12 protein-coding genes and 2 pseudogenes are annotated in these 14661 nt (G+C 69.2%); 5 read left to right on the forward strand and 9 right to left on the reverse strand.

Translation table 11 applies throughout. The features are described 5' to 3' along the window. Positions 1-33: 33 nt before the first annotated feature. The 3 genes and pseudogenes from AB0C96_RS32315 to AB0C96_RS32325 form a co-directional block, all read right to left on the reverse strand. The gene (locus tag AB0C96_RS32315; protein WP_362922365.1) at positions 34-156 is read right to left on the reverse strand and encodes a hypothetical protein; all 123 of its coding nucleotides are present in this window, start codon (positions 154-156) and stop codon (positions 34-36) included. Between the two features lie 72 nt (positions 157-228). Beyond that, positions 229-486: pseudogene (locus AB0C96_RS32320) on the reverse strand (leucine zipper domain-containing protein); the annotation flags it as partial. 131 nt (positions 487-617) lie between these two features. Then, on the reverse strand, positions 618-1589 hold the full coding sequence (locus AB0C96_RS32325) for an SDR family NAD(P)-dependent oxidoreductase (protein WP_362922367.1): 972 nt from the start codon (positions 1587-1589) through the stop codon (positions 618-620). Between the two features lie 56 nt (positions 1590-1645). Here AB0C96_RS32325 and AB0C96_RS32330 point away from each other — a divergent pair, with 56 nt between their 5' ends. Together AB0C96_RS32330 and AB0C96_RS32335 are read left to right on the forward strand one after the other, a co-directional pair. Continuing rightward, positions 1646-2068 carry a MerR family transcriptional regulator gene (locus AB0C96_RS32330; protein WP_362922369.1) on the forward strand — a complete coding sequence of 141 codons (423 nt, stop codon included), beginning with the start codon at positions 1646-1648 and terminating at the stop codon, positions 2066-2068. A gap of 213 nt (positions 2069-2281) precedes the next feature. Continuing rightward, complete coding sequence (locus AB0C96_RS32335) at positions 2282-3265, forward strand: BtrH N-terminal domain-containing protein (RefSeq protein WP_362922371.1); 984 nt, start codon at positions 2282-2284, stop codon at positions 3263-3265. A gap of 17 nt (positions 3266-3282) precedes the next feature. Here AB0C96_RS32335 and AB0C96_RS32340 read toward each other — a convergent pair. Both AB0C96_RS32340 and AB0C96_RS32345 read right to left on the reverse strand, forming a co-directional pair. Beyond that, positions 3283-3435: pseudogene (locus tag AB0C96_RS32340) on the reverse strand (IS5/IS1182 family transposase); the annotation flags it as partial. A gap of 569 nt (positions 3436-4004) precedes the next feature. After that, the gene (locus tag AB0C96_RS32345; protein WP_362922373.1) at positions 4005-4478 is read right to left on the reverse strand and encodes a cupin domain-containing protein; all 474 of its coding nucleotides are present in this window, start codon (positions 4476-4478) and stop codon (positions 4005-4007) included. A gap of 666 nt (positions 4479-5144) precedes the next feature. On the opposite strand from AB0C96_RS32345, the gene AB0C96_RS32350 reads away from it, so the two are divergent. The 3 genes from AB0C96_RS32350 to AB0C96_RS32360 all read left to right on the forward strand — a co-directional run bounded on the left by AB0C96_RS32350 (position 5145) and on the right by AB0C96_RS32360 (position 9093). Next, on the forward strand, positions 5145-5510 hold the full coding sequence (locus AB0C96_RS32350; RefSeq protein WP_362922375.1) for a hypothetical protein: 366 nt from the start codon (positions 5145-5147) through the stop codon (positions 5508-5510). Beyond that, positions 5507-7627 carry a bifunctional polysaccharide deacetylase/glycosyltransferase family 2 protein gene (locus AB0C96_RS32355; RefSeq protein WP_362922376.1) on the forward strand — a complete coding sequence of 707 codons (2121 nt, stop codon included), beginning with the start codon at positions 5507-5509 and terminating at the stop codon, positions 7625-7627. Before AB0C96_RS32350 ends, AB0C96_RS32355 begins: the two co-directional genes overlap by 4 nt. Before the next feature lie 77 nt (positions 7628-7704). Then, positions 7705-9093 carry an LCP family protein gene (locus AB0C96_RS32360; protein WP_362922378.1) on the forward strand — a complete coding sequence of 463 codons (1389 nt, stop codon included), beginning with the start codon at positions 7705-7707 and terminating at the stop codon, positions 9091-9093. Here AB0C96_RS32360 and AB0C96_RS32365 read toward each other — a convergent pair. The 4 genes from AB0C96_RS32365 to AB0C96_RS32380 all read right to left on the reverse strand — a co-directional run bounded on the left by AB0C96_RS32365 (position 9043) and on the right by AB0C96_RS32380 (position 14537). Continuing rightward, a complete protein-coding gene (locus AB0C96_RS32365) occupies positions 9043-9273 on the reverse strand; it encodes a hypothetical protein (RefSeq protein WP_362922380.1) in 231 nt (76 codons plus the stop codon). The genes AB0C96_RS32360 and AB0C96_RS32365 overlap by 51 nt on opposite strands. A 185-nt stretch (positions 9274-9458) precedes the next feature. Further along, the gene (locus AB0C96_RS32370) at positions 9459-12221 is read right to left on the reverse strand and encodes a bifunctional YncE family protein/alkaline phosphatase family protein (RefSeq protein WP_362922382.1); all 2763 of its coding nucleotides are present in this window, start codon (positions 12219-12221) and stop codon (positions 9459-9461) included. A gap of 4 nt (positions 12222-12225) precedes the next feature. Continuing rightward, the gene (locus AB0C96_RS32375) at positions 12226-13599 is read right to left on the reverse strand and encodes an ABC transporter permease (protein ID WP_362922384.1); all 1374 of its coding nucleotides are present in this window, start codon (positions 13597-13599) and stop codon (positions 12226-12228) included. Continuing rightward, positions 13596-14537 (reverse strand): ABC transporter ATP-binding protein, encoded by a 942-nt coding sequence (locus AB0C96_RS32380; protein WP_362922386.1) that lies wholly within the window; start codon positions 14535-14537, stop codon positions 13596-13598. Before AB0C96_RS32380 ends, AB0C96_RS32375 begins: the two co-directional genes overlap by 4 nt. Positions 14538-14661: the final 124 nt, after the last annotated feature.

Consider the following 14661-nt stretch of genomic DNA (forward strand, 5'->3'; position numbering starts at 1 on the left):
CGCCTCGTGACATGAGCCCCAAAGCAGCTGGCGCTACTCGTCCACCACGCTGCTCAAGGAGGCGGTCAGCTCTCGTAGATGTGCGGGGTTGTCCGTGCCGACCGCGTCCACGGCCGGGGGATGGTGGGCGGTCCGGAAGGCCGCCTGAGTGCCCATGTGCCGAGTCCGGTACGTCGGTTAACCGTGTCGCAGAACTCGTCGAGCTCGGGCGTGTTCCGCCTGTGCATACCACTTCTCCTGCCGCCGCCAGGGTTCGACCTTCTCGATCGTCCACGCCGGTGTCGCACGCGGGTTGAAGTGCGGGGTCGAGGCGGGATCGAGCAGGCCGAGATCACCGTAACTCCGCCATTTGTTGCCGCATTTGGAGGCGCATGCTCGCGAGATTCACATCTCGGCGGCCACGTGTGAGATGGGGCGGGTGCGGCAGCGTTCAATGAGCCGCGGCCGACCCTCCACCGTAAGAAGGTGCGTTACCGTGCGACACAACTGGATCCCTCCGCCGGCGGCGGTAGCGGATCGCCGGGCCGGTCGGCCCGGGGCGGCGTTGACGAGGCCGGCTGCTCGTACCGTGCCGTGTGCCGGGGCGGCGCACAGCGCGGCGTATGGGGAGCGCGGGTTCATCGGGTGATCGGGGTGGCGCCGGTCGCCGCGAGGGACAGGTCCCAGAGCCGTGCGGCAGCGTCGGGGGCGATGGCGTACGCGCGGACACCGCCGTCGTCCATCGGCTGCCCGGGGGCGGAGACGCGTGCGACGTCGCAGTCCTCCAAGTAGAGGCCGCCGCGGCCGTCGAGGAGGGACGACGTGGCTGCCCACAGGCCAGTGGCGGCGCCCTGGGAGGGGGTCTTGAAGTCGGCGCCGATCACGTTGCCGTGCTTGTCCACCCATCCGCGGTCGATCTGCTCCTGGAGACTCATCTCCCGCTGGAGCCCGGTGATGATCTTGCCGGGGTGGAGGGCGAACGCCTGGACGCCGTCATCGCGGCCGAGGGTGTCGAGGTGCACGGCGAAGAGGGAGTTGGCGGTCTTGGACTGGCCGTAGGCCAGCCACTTGTCGTAGCCGGTACGGAAGTGCGGGTCGTGCCAGCGGATGTCGGTGAGGGTGTGTCCGGCCGAGCTGTTGACGATGACGCGTGCGCCGTCGGCAGCGGCCAGGAGCGGGTAGAGGTCGCAGGCGAGTGTGAAGTGTCCGAAGTGGTTGGCGGCGAGCTGGCCTTCCCAGCCGGGCCCGATGCGCCGTTCCGGGGTGGCCATGACGCCCGCGATGGCCATCAGAATGTCGAGCCGGTCGAGCCGGTCGCTGATCTGTGCGGCGGCGGTGCGCACGCTTGCGAGGTCGGCCAGGTCCATGGCGATGACTTCGCAGCCCTTCACGTCCTGGAGAACGGCGCGGGCGGTGTCGGGGCGGCGTGCCGGAACGATGACGTGGGCTCCGGCAGCGGCCAGGCTCCGGGTGGTCTCCAGGCCGAGTCCGGAGTAGCCCCCGGTCACCACGGCGGTCGTGCCGGAAAGATCCAGGCCGGCCATGACGTCCTCGGCGAGGGTGGACGCGGAGAAGGGCGAGCCGAGCGGTTGCTGGTCAGTAGTGGTCATACCGCTGACGCTACGATCTAGAGCAAGGTCTAGATCAAGTTCTGGATTGGGGCGGCATGACGACCAATGTGACCCATGCGGAGCCACTGAGCATCGGTGAGGTGGCCGAGCGGACCGGACTCAGCGTGCACGCACTGCGCTTGTACGAGCGCGAGGGTCTGCTGGTCAGACCGGTCCATCGCACTTCGGGCGGCCGACGGCGGTATACCTCCTCCGAAGTGGACTGGCTGCTGATCTGCGTCAAGCTCCGGGAATCCGGGATGCCACTCGCCGACCTCAAGCGGTTCGCGGAACTGGTGCGGCGCGGTCCTGGCAACGAGGCGGAACGCCTGCGGCTCCTCGACACCCATCGACAGCGCGTCGACGCACAGATCGAGGCGCTGGAAGAGTGCCGTTCCGTCATCACCTGGAAGGTCGGCGTCTACGCCGAGCACCTCGCCCGCGGTGAGGCCGGGGGGCTCTGGGATCCAACAGCCTGAGGCAAGCACGGACAGCCGTGCCGTGTGAGACGTGCCGACGCCAGCGCGACAAACCACGGATCCGCAGACTTCCATAGGCTGCTTGACCGACAGCGTCAACAACGTCCTGGCCTGCAACACCTCGGGCCTGTCCGGCGGTTCATGCCTGGGACGCGGTGGTCCGGCACGCCCCTCTTCAAGGTCGTCGTCAGGTGAGGGAGGAGAATGAGCGGCATGGCCATGGTGAAAGACATCGATGTCCGCGGCATGCAGCACTGCGAGACGACGGCGCTGGGCGTGCTTCTGCGGCATGAGGGACTCGACTTGTCCGAGCCCATGCTGTTCGGGCTCGGCTCCGGGCTGTCCTTCATCTACTGGGACAGCAAGGCCATGGGTTTTCCCTTCCTGGGAGGTCGGGTCAAGCCGTTCGAGCTCACCAGGAACCTGGCCGCCGCCCTCGGGCTTGAGCTGCTGATCGGGGAGACCACCTCCCCGCGCAAGGCATGGCAGAACGTGGCGGCACCCATCGACGCCGGTCGGCCGGTCGGCCTGCAACTCGACAGCTACCACCTGGACTACTTCACCACCAAGGTGCACTTCGGCGGGCACGTCGTGGCCATGTACGGCTACGACGAACAGGCCGCCTACCTGGTGGATACCGACCCGCAGGGCGGAGCCGTCTCCACCAGCCTCGCCGGACTGGCCAGAGCCAGGGCGGAGCGCGGCCCCATGACCGCCAAGCACCGCTCCTTCACCATCACAGCGCCCAGCAGCCCGACGCCACCGCAGGACCGGATCATCCCCGCGATCAGGACCTGCGCCGAAGCCTTCCTGAATCCGCCCATCGCGAACCTGGGCCACAGGGGCATCGAGAAGACCGCCAAGCAAGTGCCGAAGTGGCTGCGGCGCAGCGACAATCCGCGGGAAGACCTGCCACGGACCGCGGTCCTCATGGAGAGGGCCGGCACCGGCGGCGCCCTGTTCCGCAATCTCTACCGGGACTTCCTCGCCGAGTGTGCCCAGCTGATCGACAGCAGTCACCTGCGCACCGGCCACACCCTGTACAGCGAAGCCGCAACCCTCTGGAAACAGGTGGCCGCACTCGTCGCGGCAGCCGGCGAACCCGGCGACGCGAAGCACCTCATGCAGGCCGGCTCCATCCTCCACGAGCTCTCGCGCATCGAACGCGATGCGATGCAGGCGCTCAGCATGCTCTAGGTGTTCTGTCCGGCGGGTCATGTGCGGAGCCAGAGTCGGATCGAGGCGACGGTGACGCTGCCGTGGAAGATGGAGGCGCGTTTGTCGAACCTCGTGGCCACGGCTCGGAAGTTCTTGAGGGCGTTGATTGTCCGCTCCCCTTCGTTCCTCCGCTTGTAGATCGTCTTGTCGGAGCCGGCGGGAGCCGACGTTCTGGGGGCGCGAGCCGAGCCTTTGAGTATGTCCGGGCCTGAGAGCCCTGTTGATAAGACGAGGTTGGCTCGCGCCCAGCAGTGTGGGCGGAAAGTGCGCAAGACCGTGTGCAGTTCGGTCTGCATCGGCGTCGAAACCGTCCAGTTGGCGCGGGCCGGTCCATCTGTGGTCGCTGGGCGGTTCGCCGTCCGCGGTCCGAGCCGGTTGTGCGGATCACCTCTCAGCTCTGCCTTGAGCTTCCAGCTCTGACGCGGACCGAGGGCCGTATGACTCGCTCGGGTTGCGAACGGCTGGTGGGATGACGTGCCTTGAGCACTTCCCTCAAGGGCTGGCCCGTAAATGATCTCCAGGCGGAAGGGGGCACGGCGGCCCGCCCGGGGCCGTACGGTCTCCGGCGGGGAGCTCGCGTGACCCCGGTCGCACGAGTCGCACTTCCGGGGTCGCTGCGTCTGGCTCCTCCATGAGCGACGGTGGGGCCGGCGCCGATCATCCACACGGCAGGAGTTCGACCGGAGTTTCTGGAACGGGGCGTGGGTGCTTCGCCCGATCAATCGATCAACCGGTCCACGCCTTCCTCCTGGCGCGTGCCTGTCTCCTTGACTTGGTACAGCTCGGGCACGGAGACCTTGATCGGCTCTTGCGTGGTCCGTGCGATCACGACGACCACGGGCTCGTCCGGGTCGGGATTCTCCTCGCGATGCGGGACGAACGGGGGGACAAGCAGGAAGTCGCCAGGATCGGCGGAGATCCGTACCTCCTGTACGCCGTCGTGGAAGACGAACACGGGGTGACCGCTGACCACGTAGATCCCCGCCTCAGACTCGCCGTGATGGTGGTTGTCCGTTGCACTCAACGGCGCCTTCTCCACCAGGCCCATCCAGAGCTTCTTCGAGCCGACTGTGCCGCCACTGATGGCGGCATGGCCATCCAGCTCGCCAGCTCGAACGTGGTGGACGCGGTTGCCCAGCGGCCCGTCGCCGTCTGCGCTCAGTGCGGATCCGACGCCTTCGTGGGTGGTCATGGTGTGGCCTCCTCATTGTTGTCGACGGCCTTTGGTCGAGCATCAGGCTGTGACCACCGCGCTCAGAACGGCAACTATTGTTGCTGTAATGGCAACGCGCATCAACTCTTCCTCGCTGTCGGACGAAGTCCACAGCGCCGGGGCCCCGGGGCAGGTCAGTGGCGCTGGAGATTCCCAAGGCCCTGGTACCACTCCCGCGCGACGTGGCCCGCCGGATAGTCGGGACGCCTGGCGAAGGCCAGGAGGTGCTGTTGCCGTGCCACCCGGGTGCGCGAGTAGGGTCGGGGGCTGCGTGATGGCTGAGGGCTGCACCCTGGCCTCCCGGCCCTTGTGAGGGCACGTACGTGGCCTTCCCGGCCCCACCCGGGAAGGGCGCATGGCATGCGCACGTACGGGAACCGTCCGTACGCGCCGGGCACCGGGATGCGGCTCCGACGTCTCACGGGCAGTACAGCGGACCCCCGGGTCCGTCCCCCCACACACAAAGAGTCGCGCGTGCGCGGCCGCAGATCAGGAGCACCAGTGCAGGGCATCCCCCACATAGCCAGCACACCGCACGACGGGCGATTGTCGTCCGTACCCCCTGCCCGCAGGGAGCAGTACACGGGGCAGCACTCAGGGCGGGACATGACACAGCGCATGCCGCACCGGGGCGCGGTGCCTCACGTGACCCCGGCGGCACGGCCTCCCCAGGCTGCCGCCCGCCAACTCCCCGTCTTCATCGACCAGTCGGGCTGGCGCAGGCGGACGCTGCAAGGCGTGGCGCTGGCCGTGGGATGCTCCTGCCTCGGGTATCTGCTGTTCGTCGGCACGCTGATCAGCGGACTCCGGCAGCCCGTCGGCACGCACCCGCCGAGCCTGAACGGACCAGCGCCTTCCGGCCCGGACACCGGCAAATCGCAGCACGGCCATGGCGCACCGGACCGAGCCGAGGCACACCGGCCGCCGGCCAGGGCCCACGCGGACCGCGACGACCACCGGCGCCCGCCGGCCGGCAGATCCGCCCCGTCGGCCGGAGGCCCGGAGCAGTGAGCCGGCACTCCGCTGTTCGGCGCCCGCCGCGCGGACACTGGCTCGTCCTCCTGCTGGTCCTCCTGGTGGTCGCCGTCACCCTCCTCTTCGAGGGCTGGACGACCCACCAGGTCGACGCCGCGCGCACCAAGCCGCCGTGCACCCGGCCGATCCCGCGCGAGGCGGACGACGGGAAGCCACTGCTGCGGTTCGGCCCGAAGGGGGTGGCCACCGCGGCCATGCCGCCGGGGACCGTCGCGCTCACCTTCGACGGCGGGTTCGACCCGGTGTGGACGCCGCGCCTGCTCGACCTGCTGCGCAGGCACCACGCGCGGGCGACCTTCTTCGTGTACGGGAAGGACGCGGCCCAACACCCGAAGCTGATGCGGCGGATCCTGCACGAGGGCCACGAGATCGGCTCGTACACCTACAGTGGCGGCGACCTCGGTGTCGCCTCGCCGCTGCGCGCTCGACTTGAGCTGTCGCTCACCCAGAGCGCTCTCGCGGGTGCGGCCGGTATCAACACCACCCTGCTGCGGCTGCCGCACACCACGGCCGCGGACACGCTCTGCGGCCCCCAGTGGCCGGCCGCGAAGCGCGCGGCGGCGCAGGGGTACCTCGTGGTCGCGTCGGACCGCAAGGACCGCAAGCCGTGGCGGGGGGTGGTGACGCAGCACAGCCAGACCGACCTGGGCTACCACGAGGCCCAGGACCTGCTGCGGGACCGCAGCGCGAAACGGTTCATCACCATCAGCGGCGGCCTCGGCCGTCCCTCCTTCCTCGACGAGGTCCCGGTCGCCCAGGAGATCAAGGGTGAGGGCCTGATCTGGTCGCAGCGGCTCGGGCACGCCTTCCTCACCGTGATGGTGTGGACGCTGACCCTCACGGGTGCGCTCGGCGTCCTGCGGATGCTGCTGTTCGCGGTGTTCGCCCGGCTCCATGTGCGCAGGCTGCACCGGTTCCGGCCCGGCGCACCACGGCTGCGCGAAGTGCGGGACCCGGTGACGGTCCTGGTGCCCGCGTACAACGAGGAGGCCGGCATCGCCTCCACCGTGTACTCGCTGCTCGCTTCCACCCACCCGCACTTGCAGATCATCGTGATCGACGACGGCTCGACCGATGCCACCGCCGACATCGCCGAGGACATCGACGACCCGCGGGTGACGGTGATCCGGCAGCCCAACGGCGGCAAGCCCAGCGCCCTCAACACCGGTCTGGCGCACGCCCGGCACGACATCGTCGTCATGGTCGATGCGGACACCATCTTCGAACCCGCGGCGCTGGCCCGGCTGGTCCAGCCGCTCGCCCACCCGGCGGTCGGTGCGGTCAGCGGCAACACCAAGGTCGGCAACCGGCGCCGCCTGCTGGGCAAATGGCAGCACCTGGAGTACGTCCTCGGCTTCAACCTCGACCGGCGGATGTTCGAGGTCCTGGAGTGCATGCCGACGGTGCCGGGGGCGATCGGCGCCTTCCGCAGGGACGCGCTGATGGGCGTCGGCGGCGTCAGCGACGAGACCCTGGCCGAGGACACCGACCTCACGATGGCGCTCTGGCGGGCCGGCTGGCGCGTCGTCTACCAGGAGTCGGCGGTCGCCTGGACCGAAGTGCCCAGCTCCGTGCGGCAGTTGTGGCGCCAGCGCTACCGCTGGTGCTACGGCACCCTCCAGTCGATGTGGAAGCACCGTCACGCGGTGACGGAGGTCGGCCCCGCCGGGCGCTTCGGCCGGCGCGTGCTGCTCTACGTCACGCTCTTCCAGATCGTGCTGCCGCTGTGCGCACCGGTCGTGGACCTGTTCGCCCTCTTCGGGGCGCTGTTCCGCGACCCCATGGAGGCCGCCCTCGTCTGGTTCGGGTTCCTCGCCGTTCAGTTGATCACCGCCGCGTACGCATTGCGGCTCGACCGCGAACGGCTGCGCGTGCTGTGGGTGCTGCCGCTCCAGCAGTTCGTCTACCGGCAGTTGATGTACCTGGTGGTCATCCACTCCGTGATCACGGCGCTGCTCGGCACCCGCCTGAAGTGGCACAGCATGAAGCGCACCGGAACCGCCGACCCGTATCTGCTCGAAGCGCCGTCCGCAGAGACGTCCGGAGGTCCGCTCGAGGAGCTGCCCCCGCGGCGGGGCCGGTCGTCGCAGTGAGGGGACGGAGGGGACGGGAGGGGAACCGGCGAGCGGCCGCGCGAGTCGGACCCGGGACATGACCAAGGGAGTTGACCATGACAGACCCGCTTGACCAGCGGGCCGGACCCACCACACCCACAGGGGAGCAGGGCTGGCACGGCGACGCCGGGAGTCGTCCCGTGCGCCGGGGGCCGGTGCGGGTGACGGGCGAGCTGTGGCGCCCGGAGCCGGGGGACGGCCGGGGACCGTACGCCGAGCCGGAGCTGTACGCCGATCCAAATCTGTACGCCGATCCGGGTCCGTACGCCGGCCAGGGCCCGTACGCGGCCCCGGAAGGCGCCGCCCCACGCGCACGGTTCGCCGAACGCCCCAGCTCGCGCTACGGGCCCCGGCGCGCCCACGCCCGGCAGCCGAAGAAGCGCAGGAGGCTGCGGCGGGCGGTGCTCGTCCTGCTGGCCGTTGTGGTCGTCGCGGCGGGCGGCACGTACGGCTGGGCCGAGACCCGGCTCCAACGTGACGTCGACCTCGGCGCGTACGGGGACCGTCCGCCGCCCGGCGAGGGCACCAACTACCTCATCGTGGGCTCGGACAGCCGCGACGGACTCTCCGAGGACGACGTGAAAGACCTGCACGCCGGCGGGGGCGGCGGGCGGCGCACCGACTCGATGATGCTGCTGCACACCGGGGCCCACGGAACCAGCATGGTCAGTCTGCCGCGCGACTCCTGGATCACCGTGCCCGGCCGCCTCGACACGTCGACGGGCAAGACCAAGCGGCCCGAGGGGGACAAGCTGAACGCCGCCTTCTCCTACGGCGGCCCCGAACTGCTCGTGCACACCGTCGAGAAGAACACCGGGCTGCGCATCGACCACTACGCGGAGATCGGCTTCGCCGGGTTCGTGAACATCGTCGACGCCATCGGCGGCGTTCGGATGTGCCTGGACCGGGACATCAAGGACCAGAAATCGGGTGCCGATCTGCGCAAGGGCTGTCACACCCTGAACGGCAAGCAGGCGCTCGCCTTCGTCCGCGAGCGGCACCAGGAGAAGGAGGGCGACCTGGGCCGGTCGAGGAACCAGCAGAAGTTCCTGTCGACCCTCGCCCACCAGGCCGCCCGGCCCGACACCCTCTTCGACCCGCTGGAGATCGGTCCGGCCATGCAGGCCGGGCTCGACACGCTCATCGTCGACAAGGACATGAGCCTGCGCGATCTCAGCAGGATCTTCCGCGCCGTGCAGAGCGTCACGGGCGGACACGGCAAGCAGATCAACGTGCCCGTGTCCGGTATCGGTGTCCCCACGCCCAAGGGCAACGTACTGAAGTGGGACGCCAGGAGGTCGGCCCGGCTCTTCGACGACCTGCGGTACGACCGGCCGGTGACGGAGACGGGGGAGACGTCCCGGCACCGGGCCGGTGCCGTCGGCCGCGCGCCGTCACGTGACGACCGCCCACAGCAGCAGGAAGAGCAGCAGGCCGAACGGTGACAGCAGGATCGTGAGGACCAGGAGCGGCCCCATCACCAGTGGGTGGGCGTCGAGCCGCCGCGCCTCGCGGTGTACAGACGGCCGCGCCATCAGCTCGCGGAATCCGTCGCGGTCCGGGCTGCCGACCGCAGCCCAGAGTTCGGGGAAGACGGAGCGGCCATGGCCAGTGTGTACGCTCATCGCTGCCCTGCCCTGCCCTGGCGTCTGTGCTCGGTGCCGTTCCGCCTCGTGCACCGACTGCCGAGGCGCCAAGGACGCGCGGACTCGTTCAGGTCGCGCCCGCCAGAAGAAGGCGGCCCGACGGCCCGGACCGTCTGTGCTCCGGGCCGTGGTGAGGCCACTCGCCGCTCAGCCTCCAGCAGACATCAGCCGTCGTTCTCCGAGGAAGGCAGGTACGCTCCCGGCACATCCTGCGGCGCGAAGATCTTGTTCTCGCCCGGGTACGGCTTGTTCCAGTTGTGCGTCTCGTACCAGGTGAGGTGGTTCATCTGGGCGGGGTTGGCGTAGTCGGGGACAGCGTGGGGGCCGGTCAGTCGCTGCCTGGACTTCCACTTGTCCCAGGTTGCCGCCAGGTCCTGCTTGTCCGCGGGTACCTTCGCGGGCGGGACGGCCGCTGCCCTGGGGCTCTGCGGTGCCGGGTTGTCCGAGCCGCAGGGCGGCTGGGTCTTCAGGCCGTCGGTGAGCGGGAAGCGGTTGGGCTGCGCCTTGAACGGGGTGGCGTCCGGGTGGGCGGTGAAGGCACGGCTCATGGGGCTGGCCGCGCTGTCCTTCTGGTTCATCGGGTGGATCCCGAGGATCTGCTCGATGGTCCGGATCATCGTGATCTGGGTGTAGTAGTGGCTGTCGGTCTTGCCGTGCTGTGCCCAGGGGCTGATGATCTGGATCGGGGCCCGGTGCCCGTCGACGTGGTCGAGGCCGGCCTGGGAGTCGTCCTCGACGACGAAGACGGCCGAGTCCTTCCAGTACTTGCTGTGCGAGATCTTGTCGACCATCTTGCCGACCGCGAGGTCGTTGTCCGCGACCTGGGCGGACGGGCTCGCGGGACCACCGGTGTGGTCGTTGGAGAACCAGAACATGTTCAGGTTCGCCGGCCCGTTCTTCTCGAAGTCCTGCTTCCAGACCTGGTACTTGTAGATGTCCGGGACGTCGAGGTCGAACATCGGGAAGCCGGGCACCGACACGTCGTTGAGCGAGGGGATCGCCGACCCGGTCTTGATGGGGTAGGCCGTGGGCTGCCCGGTTGCGTCCATGGTCTTGGCGTCGCAGTACAGGTTCTGCCAGGACGCTCCGGACGGTTTGCTCTCCATCGACTGGAACTCACCGAAGTCCTTGACGGACTTGCCCGCAGCCTGCGCACCGGTCCACAGAAGACCGGACTTCTGGTGGCCGAGAGCGTCGTTCTCGGTGTCGTAGCTGCGCTGGTACTCACCGGCCGAGGACTCGGTGTACTCCGGATTGTCGCTCTGCATCAGCCAGTTGTGGCCCTCGGCAGAGTTGGTGCCGATGTCGTAGGTGTTGTCGTACAGCCCGAACTGCTTGGCCATCGCATGCTGGTTCGGCGTCACGTTCTCGCCGAACTGTGTCAGCTTCGCGTCGCCGTTGCCCTGCGGGATGTCGCCGAAGACCTGGTCGTAGGTCCGGTTCTCCTTGACGATCAGGAAGACGTGCTTGATCGTCGAGGGGTCGCCGAGCCGCTGCGGGACCGCTATCGGCTTCCTGTGGCTCTTGCCGTCGGTCTTCTTGACCGAGTTGCCCGTCCAGCCGTTCTGCTTGAAGACCTTGGCCGTCTCTGACCTGATGACGCTGTCGTCCGGCAGGGTGAACCGTTGCAGGCTGGAGGTGGTGTCGTGGGTGCCGTGCGCGCCGCTGGGGTTGGCGCGACGGGCGTCGATACCACGGGTGTTGGAGACCAGCACCTGGTTGCCGACGGTGGCGATCTCCGCGGGGAAGTAGTCCGTGGGGAGCAGGCCGACGTAGCCGACCGGCTCCTGCGGGCTCTTGTACTTGTACACGGCGACCGCGTTGGCGCGGCCGAGCGTCACCAGCAGATGACCGTCGTCGGTGAGCGTCACCGCGTTGGGCTCGTAACCCACCGACGCCTCCGGCCACGGACGGGTGGCGATGGTCTGCACGACCTTGTCGCCGGCGGTGCTGATGACCGACACGTCGTTGGTGGCGGTGTTGGTGACGAACAGCGCGCCGCCCTTGGCGTACAGGGCGGTCGGGTGCAGACCGACGTCGATGCTCCCGACGGCGGCATCCGGCTTCGCCAGGTCGATGACGCTGACCGTGCCGGTGGTGGTGGCACCGGTCTTCAGGTCGGCAGGAACCTGGGTGTTGTAGGAGTTGATCGTGGTGTCGCCAGGCTTGGCCGGACGGCCGCCCTCGTTGCTGACGTAGAGCTTGTCGCCGACCTTGACCATGTCACGCGGGGCGTTGCCGACGTCCCAGCTGTGCTTGACGGCCCCGGTCGCCGCATCGAGGGCAACCACCTTGTTCTGGCCGTTGACCGCGGCGTACACGGTGGAGCCGTCGGACGAGAACACCGGCTCACCCACCAGCGCGTGCTTGGATCCGTCCGCCGGGATCTTGATGAACGTCGGGTCGGTGACGCTGCCGTCCGGGTTCACGGTGAACTTGGTGTAGCCATCGGTCTGGCCCAGCCACAGCTGCTTGCCGTCGGGTGAGTACGTGGGGCCTTCCTGGCCCACGGAGTTGCTGCTGATGCGCGGGACCGACGATGCGGAGGCGCCGACGAGCTGCTGCACCTTCCAGTTCTTGCGGTCGACGATGGCCAGCGCCGCTCCGCCGTCGGTCAGCGAGGCCGCGACGTGGGTACCGTCCGGGCTGACCGACGACGACATGATCTTGCCGTTGTCGATGACGAGGCGGTCGCCGTACGGGGCGATGTACTGGTCGCTGGAGACGACCTGGCCATCAGCCGTCTTCTGGCCCACCTGGTCGGTGCCGAACTGGTGGGTCTGGGCATAACCGATGCCGGCGGTGGCGGCGAGCACGACCGCGGTGGCCGTTGCCAGGGCACCGCGGCGGCTGAAGCGCCTGAAGCGTCTGTCGAGAAAGCCGGCACGGTCGTTCTCGTCATGCCGACGGCGGCGTATGACCTGCATGGAGTCATCCCTTCGAGGTGGAGACGAGTTCGACATTGCCGTCGAACTGCCACAGCGGGTTCGGTGCGTCCCCCTCCGGGGTCCGCACCAGGAAGTAGCCGTTGACTTCCTTCGGCCCGTCGCCATCGGCCATGAAACGCCCGTCCGGGGTCACGTCGAGCTGGTAGACGGCCTGCCCCGCGGCCTGGACGCCAGGGAGATGCCAGGAGACGACGCAGCGCCAGTCGTTGCCCGGCCCCTGCGCGGCGACCTGGAGGCTGCCCTTGTTGCACGTCGCCGTGGCTCTCAGCTGGGCCTCGGTAACGGCGGGCCGGTGGAGCTGCTCGGTCTGCATGCGGTACAGGTGGGCGAATGCCGTGGCGACCGAACTTTGCACCTTCTCCTGACCGATCCCGGAACCGGTGGCCGTGGCCGTGGCCGTGATCGACGTGGTGAGGACCGCCACCGTCATGGCGACCAGCCCAACCAGCGGCAGCACTCCGACCGTCACCGCGCGGCGCCCCGAGCCGTCGTAGCTCAGGTTCGTGAAGTCGCGCCGCAGGAACAGCAGATAGGCCAGCGCTGTCGCCAGCACGGCCCACGCCAGGCTGACACCGATGCCGATCAGGAGCGGGGCGAGCTGGGCCGGGCCGGTGAACAGACCGTTCCAGGCGATGAAGGCGTAGCTGGGCAGGGCGAGGCGTACGGCGACGGGCAGTGGCATCATCTGGGCGAGCTGCATCGCGAGGGCGACGAGCACGGGCAGCAGCAGTCCCATCGGGGAGCGCCCCAGCGCGACGGACCCGAGCAGTCCGATCCCGGCGAGGGCGAGGGTCGGAGCGAGGACACAGACCCAGGCGAGCAGGACCTTTACGGCGGCGTCCGCCGACGTCAGCAGGTGGCCGTCGAGGCCGACCAGCGGCCGGCTGCCGACCGCCACGACCCCACCAGCCGCGCTGGAACAGGCCAGCCCCGCCACGAGCAGCAGGAGGACGGTGAGGCTGGCGAACGCCTTCGCGGCGAATATCCGCCTGGGCGACCGGACCGCCACGAGCAGGTGGCGCCAGGTGCCGAGCCGGTCCTCGGCGGCGAACACATCGCCGGCGACCACCGAGGTCAGCAGCGGAAGCGCCCAAGTGCCCGCGAAGCCGAGCATCACCAGCGGTCCGGCCCATCCCGTGGCGTGCATCCAGCGGCCGAAAAGCGTGTCGACGGGGAGCGTGCTCTGTTGGCCCACCGCGGCGACGAAGAGCGCCGGCGCGATCCAGCAGGCAAGAACCAGCAGGCGGATCCGCCACTGCGAGACGAGCTTGACCAGCTCGAAGCGGTAGACACGCGCCACCGAGACGCGGCGGGTACCGGCACCGTGGGGCTGGGCATGGGCGAGGGCCGCGGTCATCGTCCGGCCTCCCCGGGGTCGGTGAGGGCGAGGAACGCTGCCTCGAGCGGCGATACCACGGGGGAGAGCTCGCGTACCGCGATGCCCGCCTGCACCAGCCGCACCACCAGTTCGTCGAGGGCAGGCGCCAGCGCGCGCACGACGAGCAGCTGCGCGTCGTGCCGTGCCCCGGCGTCATCGACGAGCCGGATCCCGGCCGTTTCGGCAGCCAGTTGGCGGGCGGCGTGCGCATCGGAGGTGCGAACCCGGTAGTCGAGCTCCTGCTCCTCGGCGGCCAGCTTGCTCAACGGACCGGAGAAGACGACCCGCCCGGTGGCGAGGATGGTGACGTCGGAACACAGGGCCTCGAGGTCGTCCATGCGGTGACTGGAGAGCACGATGGCGGTGCCGTCCGTCGCGAGCCGGGTCAGGACACCGTGTACGTGTTTTTTGCCGGCCGGATCCAGACCGTTGGACGGCTCGTCAAGCACAAGCAGCCGGGGCTTGGTGAGCAGCGCCGCGGCCAGCCCCAGCCGCTGTCGCATGCCGAGGGAGAATCCGCGGGCCCGATCGTCGGCCACATCGGTGAGCCCGACCTGCGCAAGCGCGTCGTCGATCGCCGTCGTCCGCGCGTCGTCACCGCGGAGAGCGGCCAGCGCGGCGAGGTTCTGCCGGGCGGTGAGTGAGGGGTAGAGACCGGGTCCGTCCACGAAACCCGCGACACCGTCGGGTGCGTCGAGCGCCCGCCCGACCGGTGTACCCCGAATGTCGAGGCTGCCGCTGTCGGCGACGGCCAGCCCCAGCAGGAGGCCGAGCAAGGTCGTCTTGCCGGCGCCGTTCGGTCCGACCAGGCCGTGAATCTGCCCCTGCGTCACATCCAGGTCGACGCCGTCGAGCGCGAGGACATCACCGAACCACTTGGTGATCCCGCGAGCCCGGACTGCGAGCAGTGCATCCATGAGTCCCTTCCTTCGAAAGCCTCCAGGACCGTAGAGGCAGTGCACAACAACGATCAGGAGCAGTCAGTTGAATGCTCATGAAACGGTTGACGACCGGCGTGCACCCCGACGATGCCCGGGAGGG

Origin of the sequence: Streptomyces sp. NPDC048506 (assembly GCF_040651315.1) — a bacterium.
Classification (GTDB): domain Bacteria; phylum Actinomycetota; class Actinomycetes; order Streptomycetales; family Streptomycetaceae; genus Streptomyces.

Excerpts from the sequence above, each read along its gene's own strand:
- AB0C96_RS32375 (WP_362922384.1), bottom strand. The coding sequence starts at position 13,599 with ATGACCGCGGCCCTCGCCCATGCCCAGCCCCACGGTGCCGGTACCCGC.
- AB0C96_RS32315 (WP_362922365.1), bottom strand. The coding sequence starts at position 156 with ATGGGCACTCAGGCGGCCTTCCGGACCGCCCACCATCCCCCGGCCGTG.
- AB0C96_RS32325 (WP_362922367.1), bottom strand. The coding sequence starts at position 1,589 with ATGACCACTACTGACCAGCAACCGCTCGGCTCGCCCTTCTCCGCGTCC.
- AB0C96_RS32330 (WP_362922369.1), top strand. The coding sequence starts at position 1,646 with ATGACGACCAATGTGACCCATGCGGAGCCACTGAGCATCGGTGAGGTG.
- AB0C96_RS32360 (WP_362922378.1), top strand. The coding sequence starts at position 7,705 with ATGACAGACCCGCTTGACCAGCGGGCCGGACCCACCACACCCACAGGG.
- AB0C96_RS32370 (WP_362922382.1), bottom strand. The coding sequence starts at position 12,221 with ATGCAGGTCATACGCCGCCGTCGGCATGACGAGAACGACCGTGCCGGC.
- AB0C96_RS32335 (WP_362922371.1), top strand. The coding sequence starts at position 2,282 with ATGGCCATGGTGAAAGACATCGATGTCCGCGGCATGCAGCACTGCGAG.
- AB0C96_RS32365 (WP_362922380.1), bottom strand. The coding sequence starts at position 9,273 with ATGAGCGTACACACTGGCCATGGCCGCTCCGTCTTCCCCGAACTCTGG.
- AB0C96_RS32380 (WP_362922386.1), bottom strand. The coding sequence starts at position 14,537 with ATGGATGCACTGCTCGCAGTCCGGGCTCGCGGGATCACCAAGTGGTTC.
- AB0C96_RS32345 (WP_362922373.1), bottom strand. The coding sequence starts at position 4,478 with ATGACCACCCACGAAGGCGTCGGATCCGCACTGAGCGCAGACGGCGAC.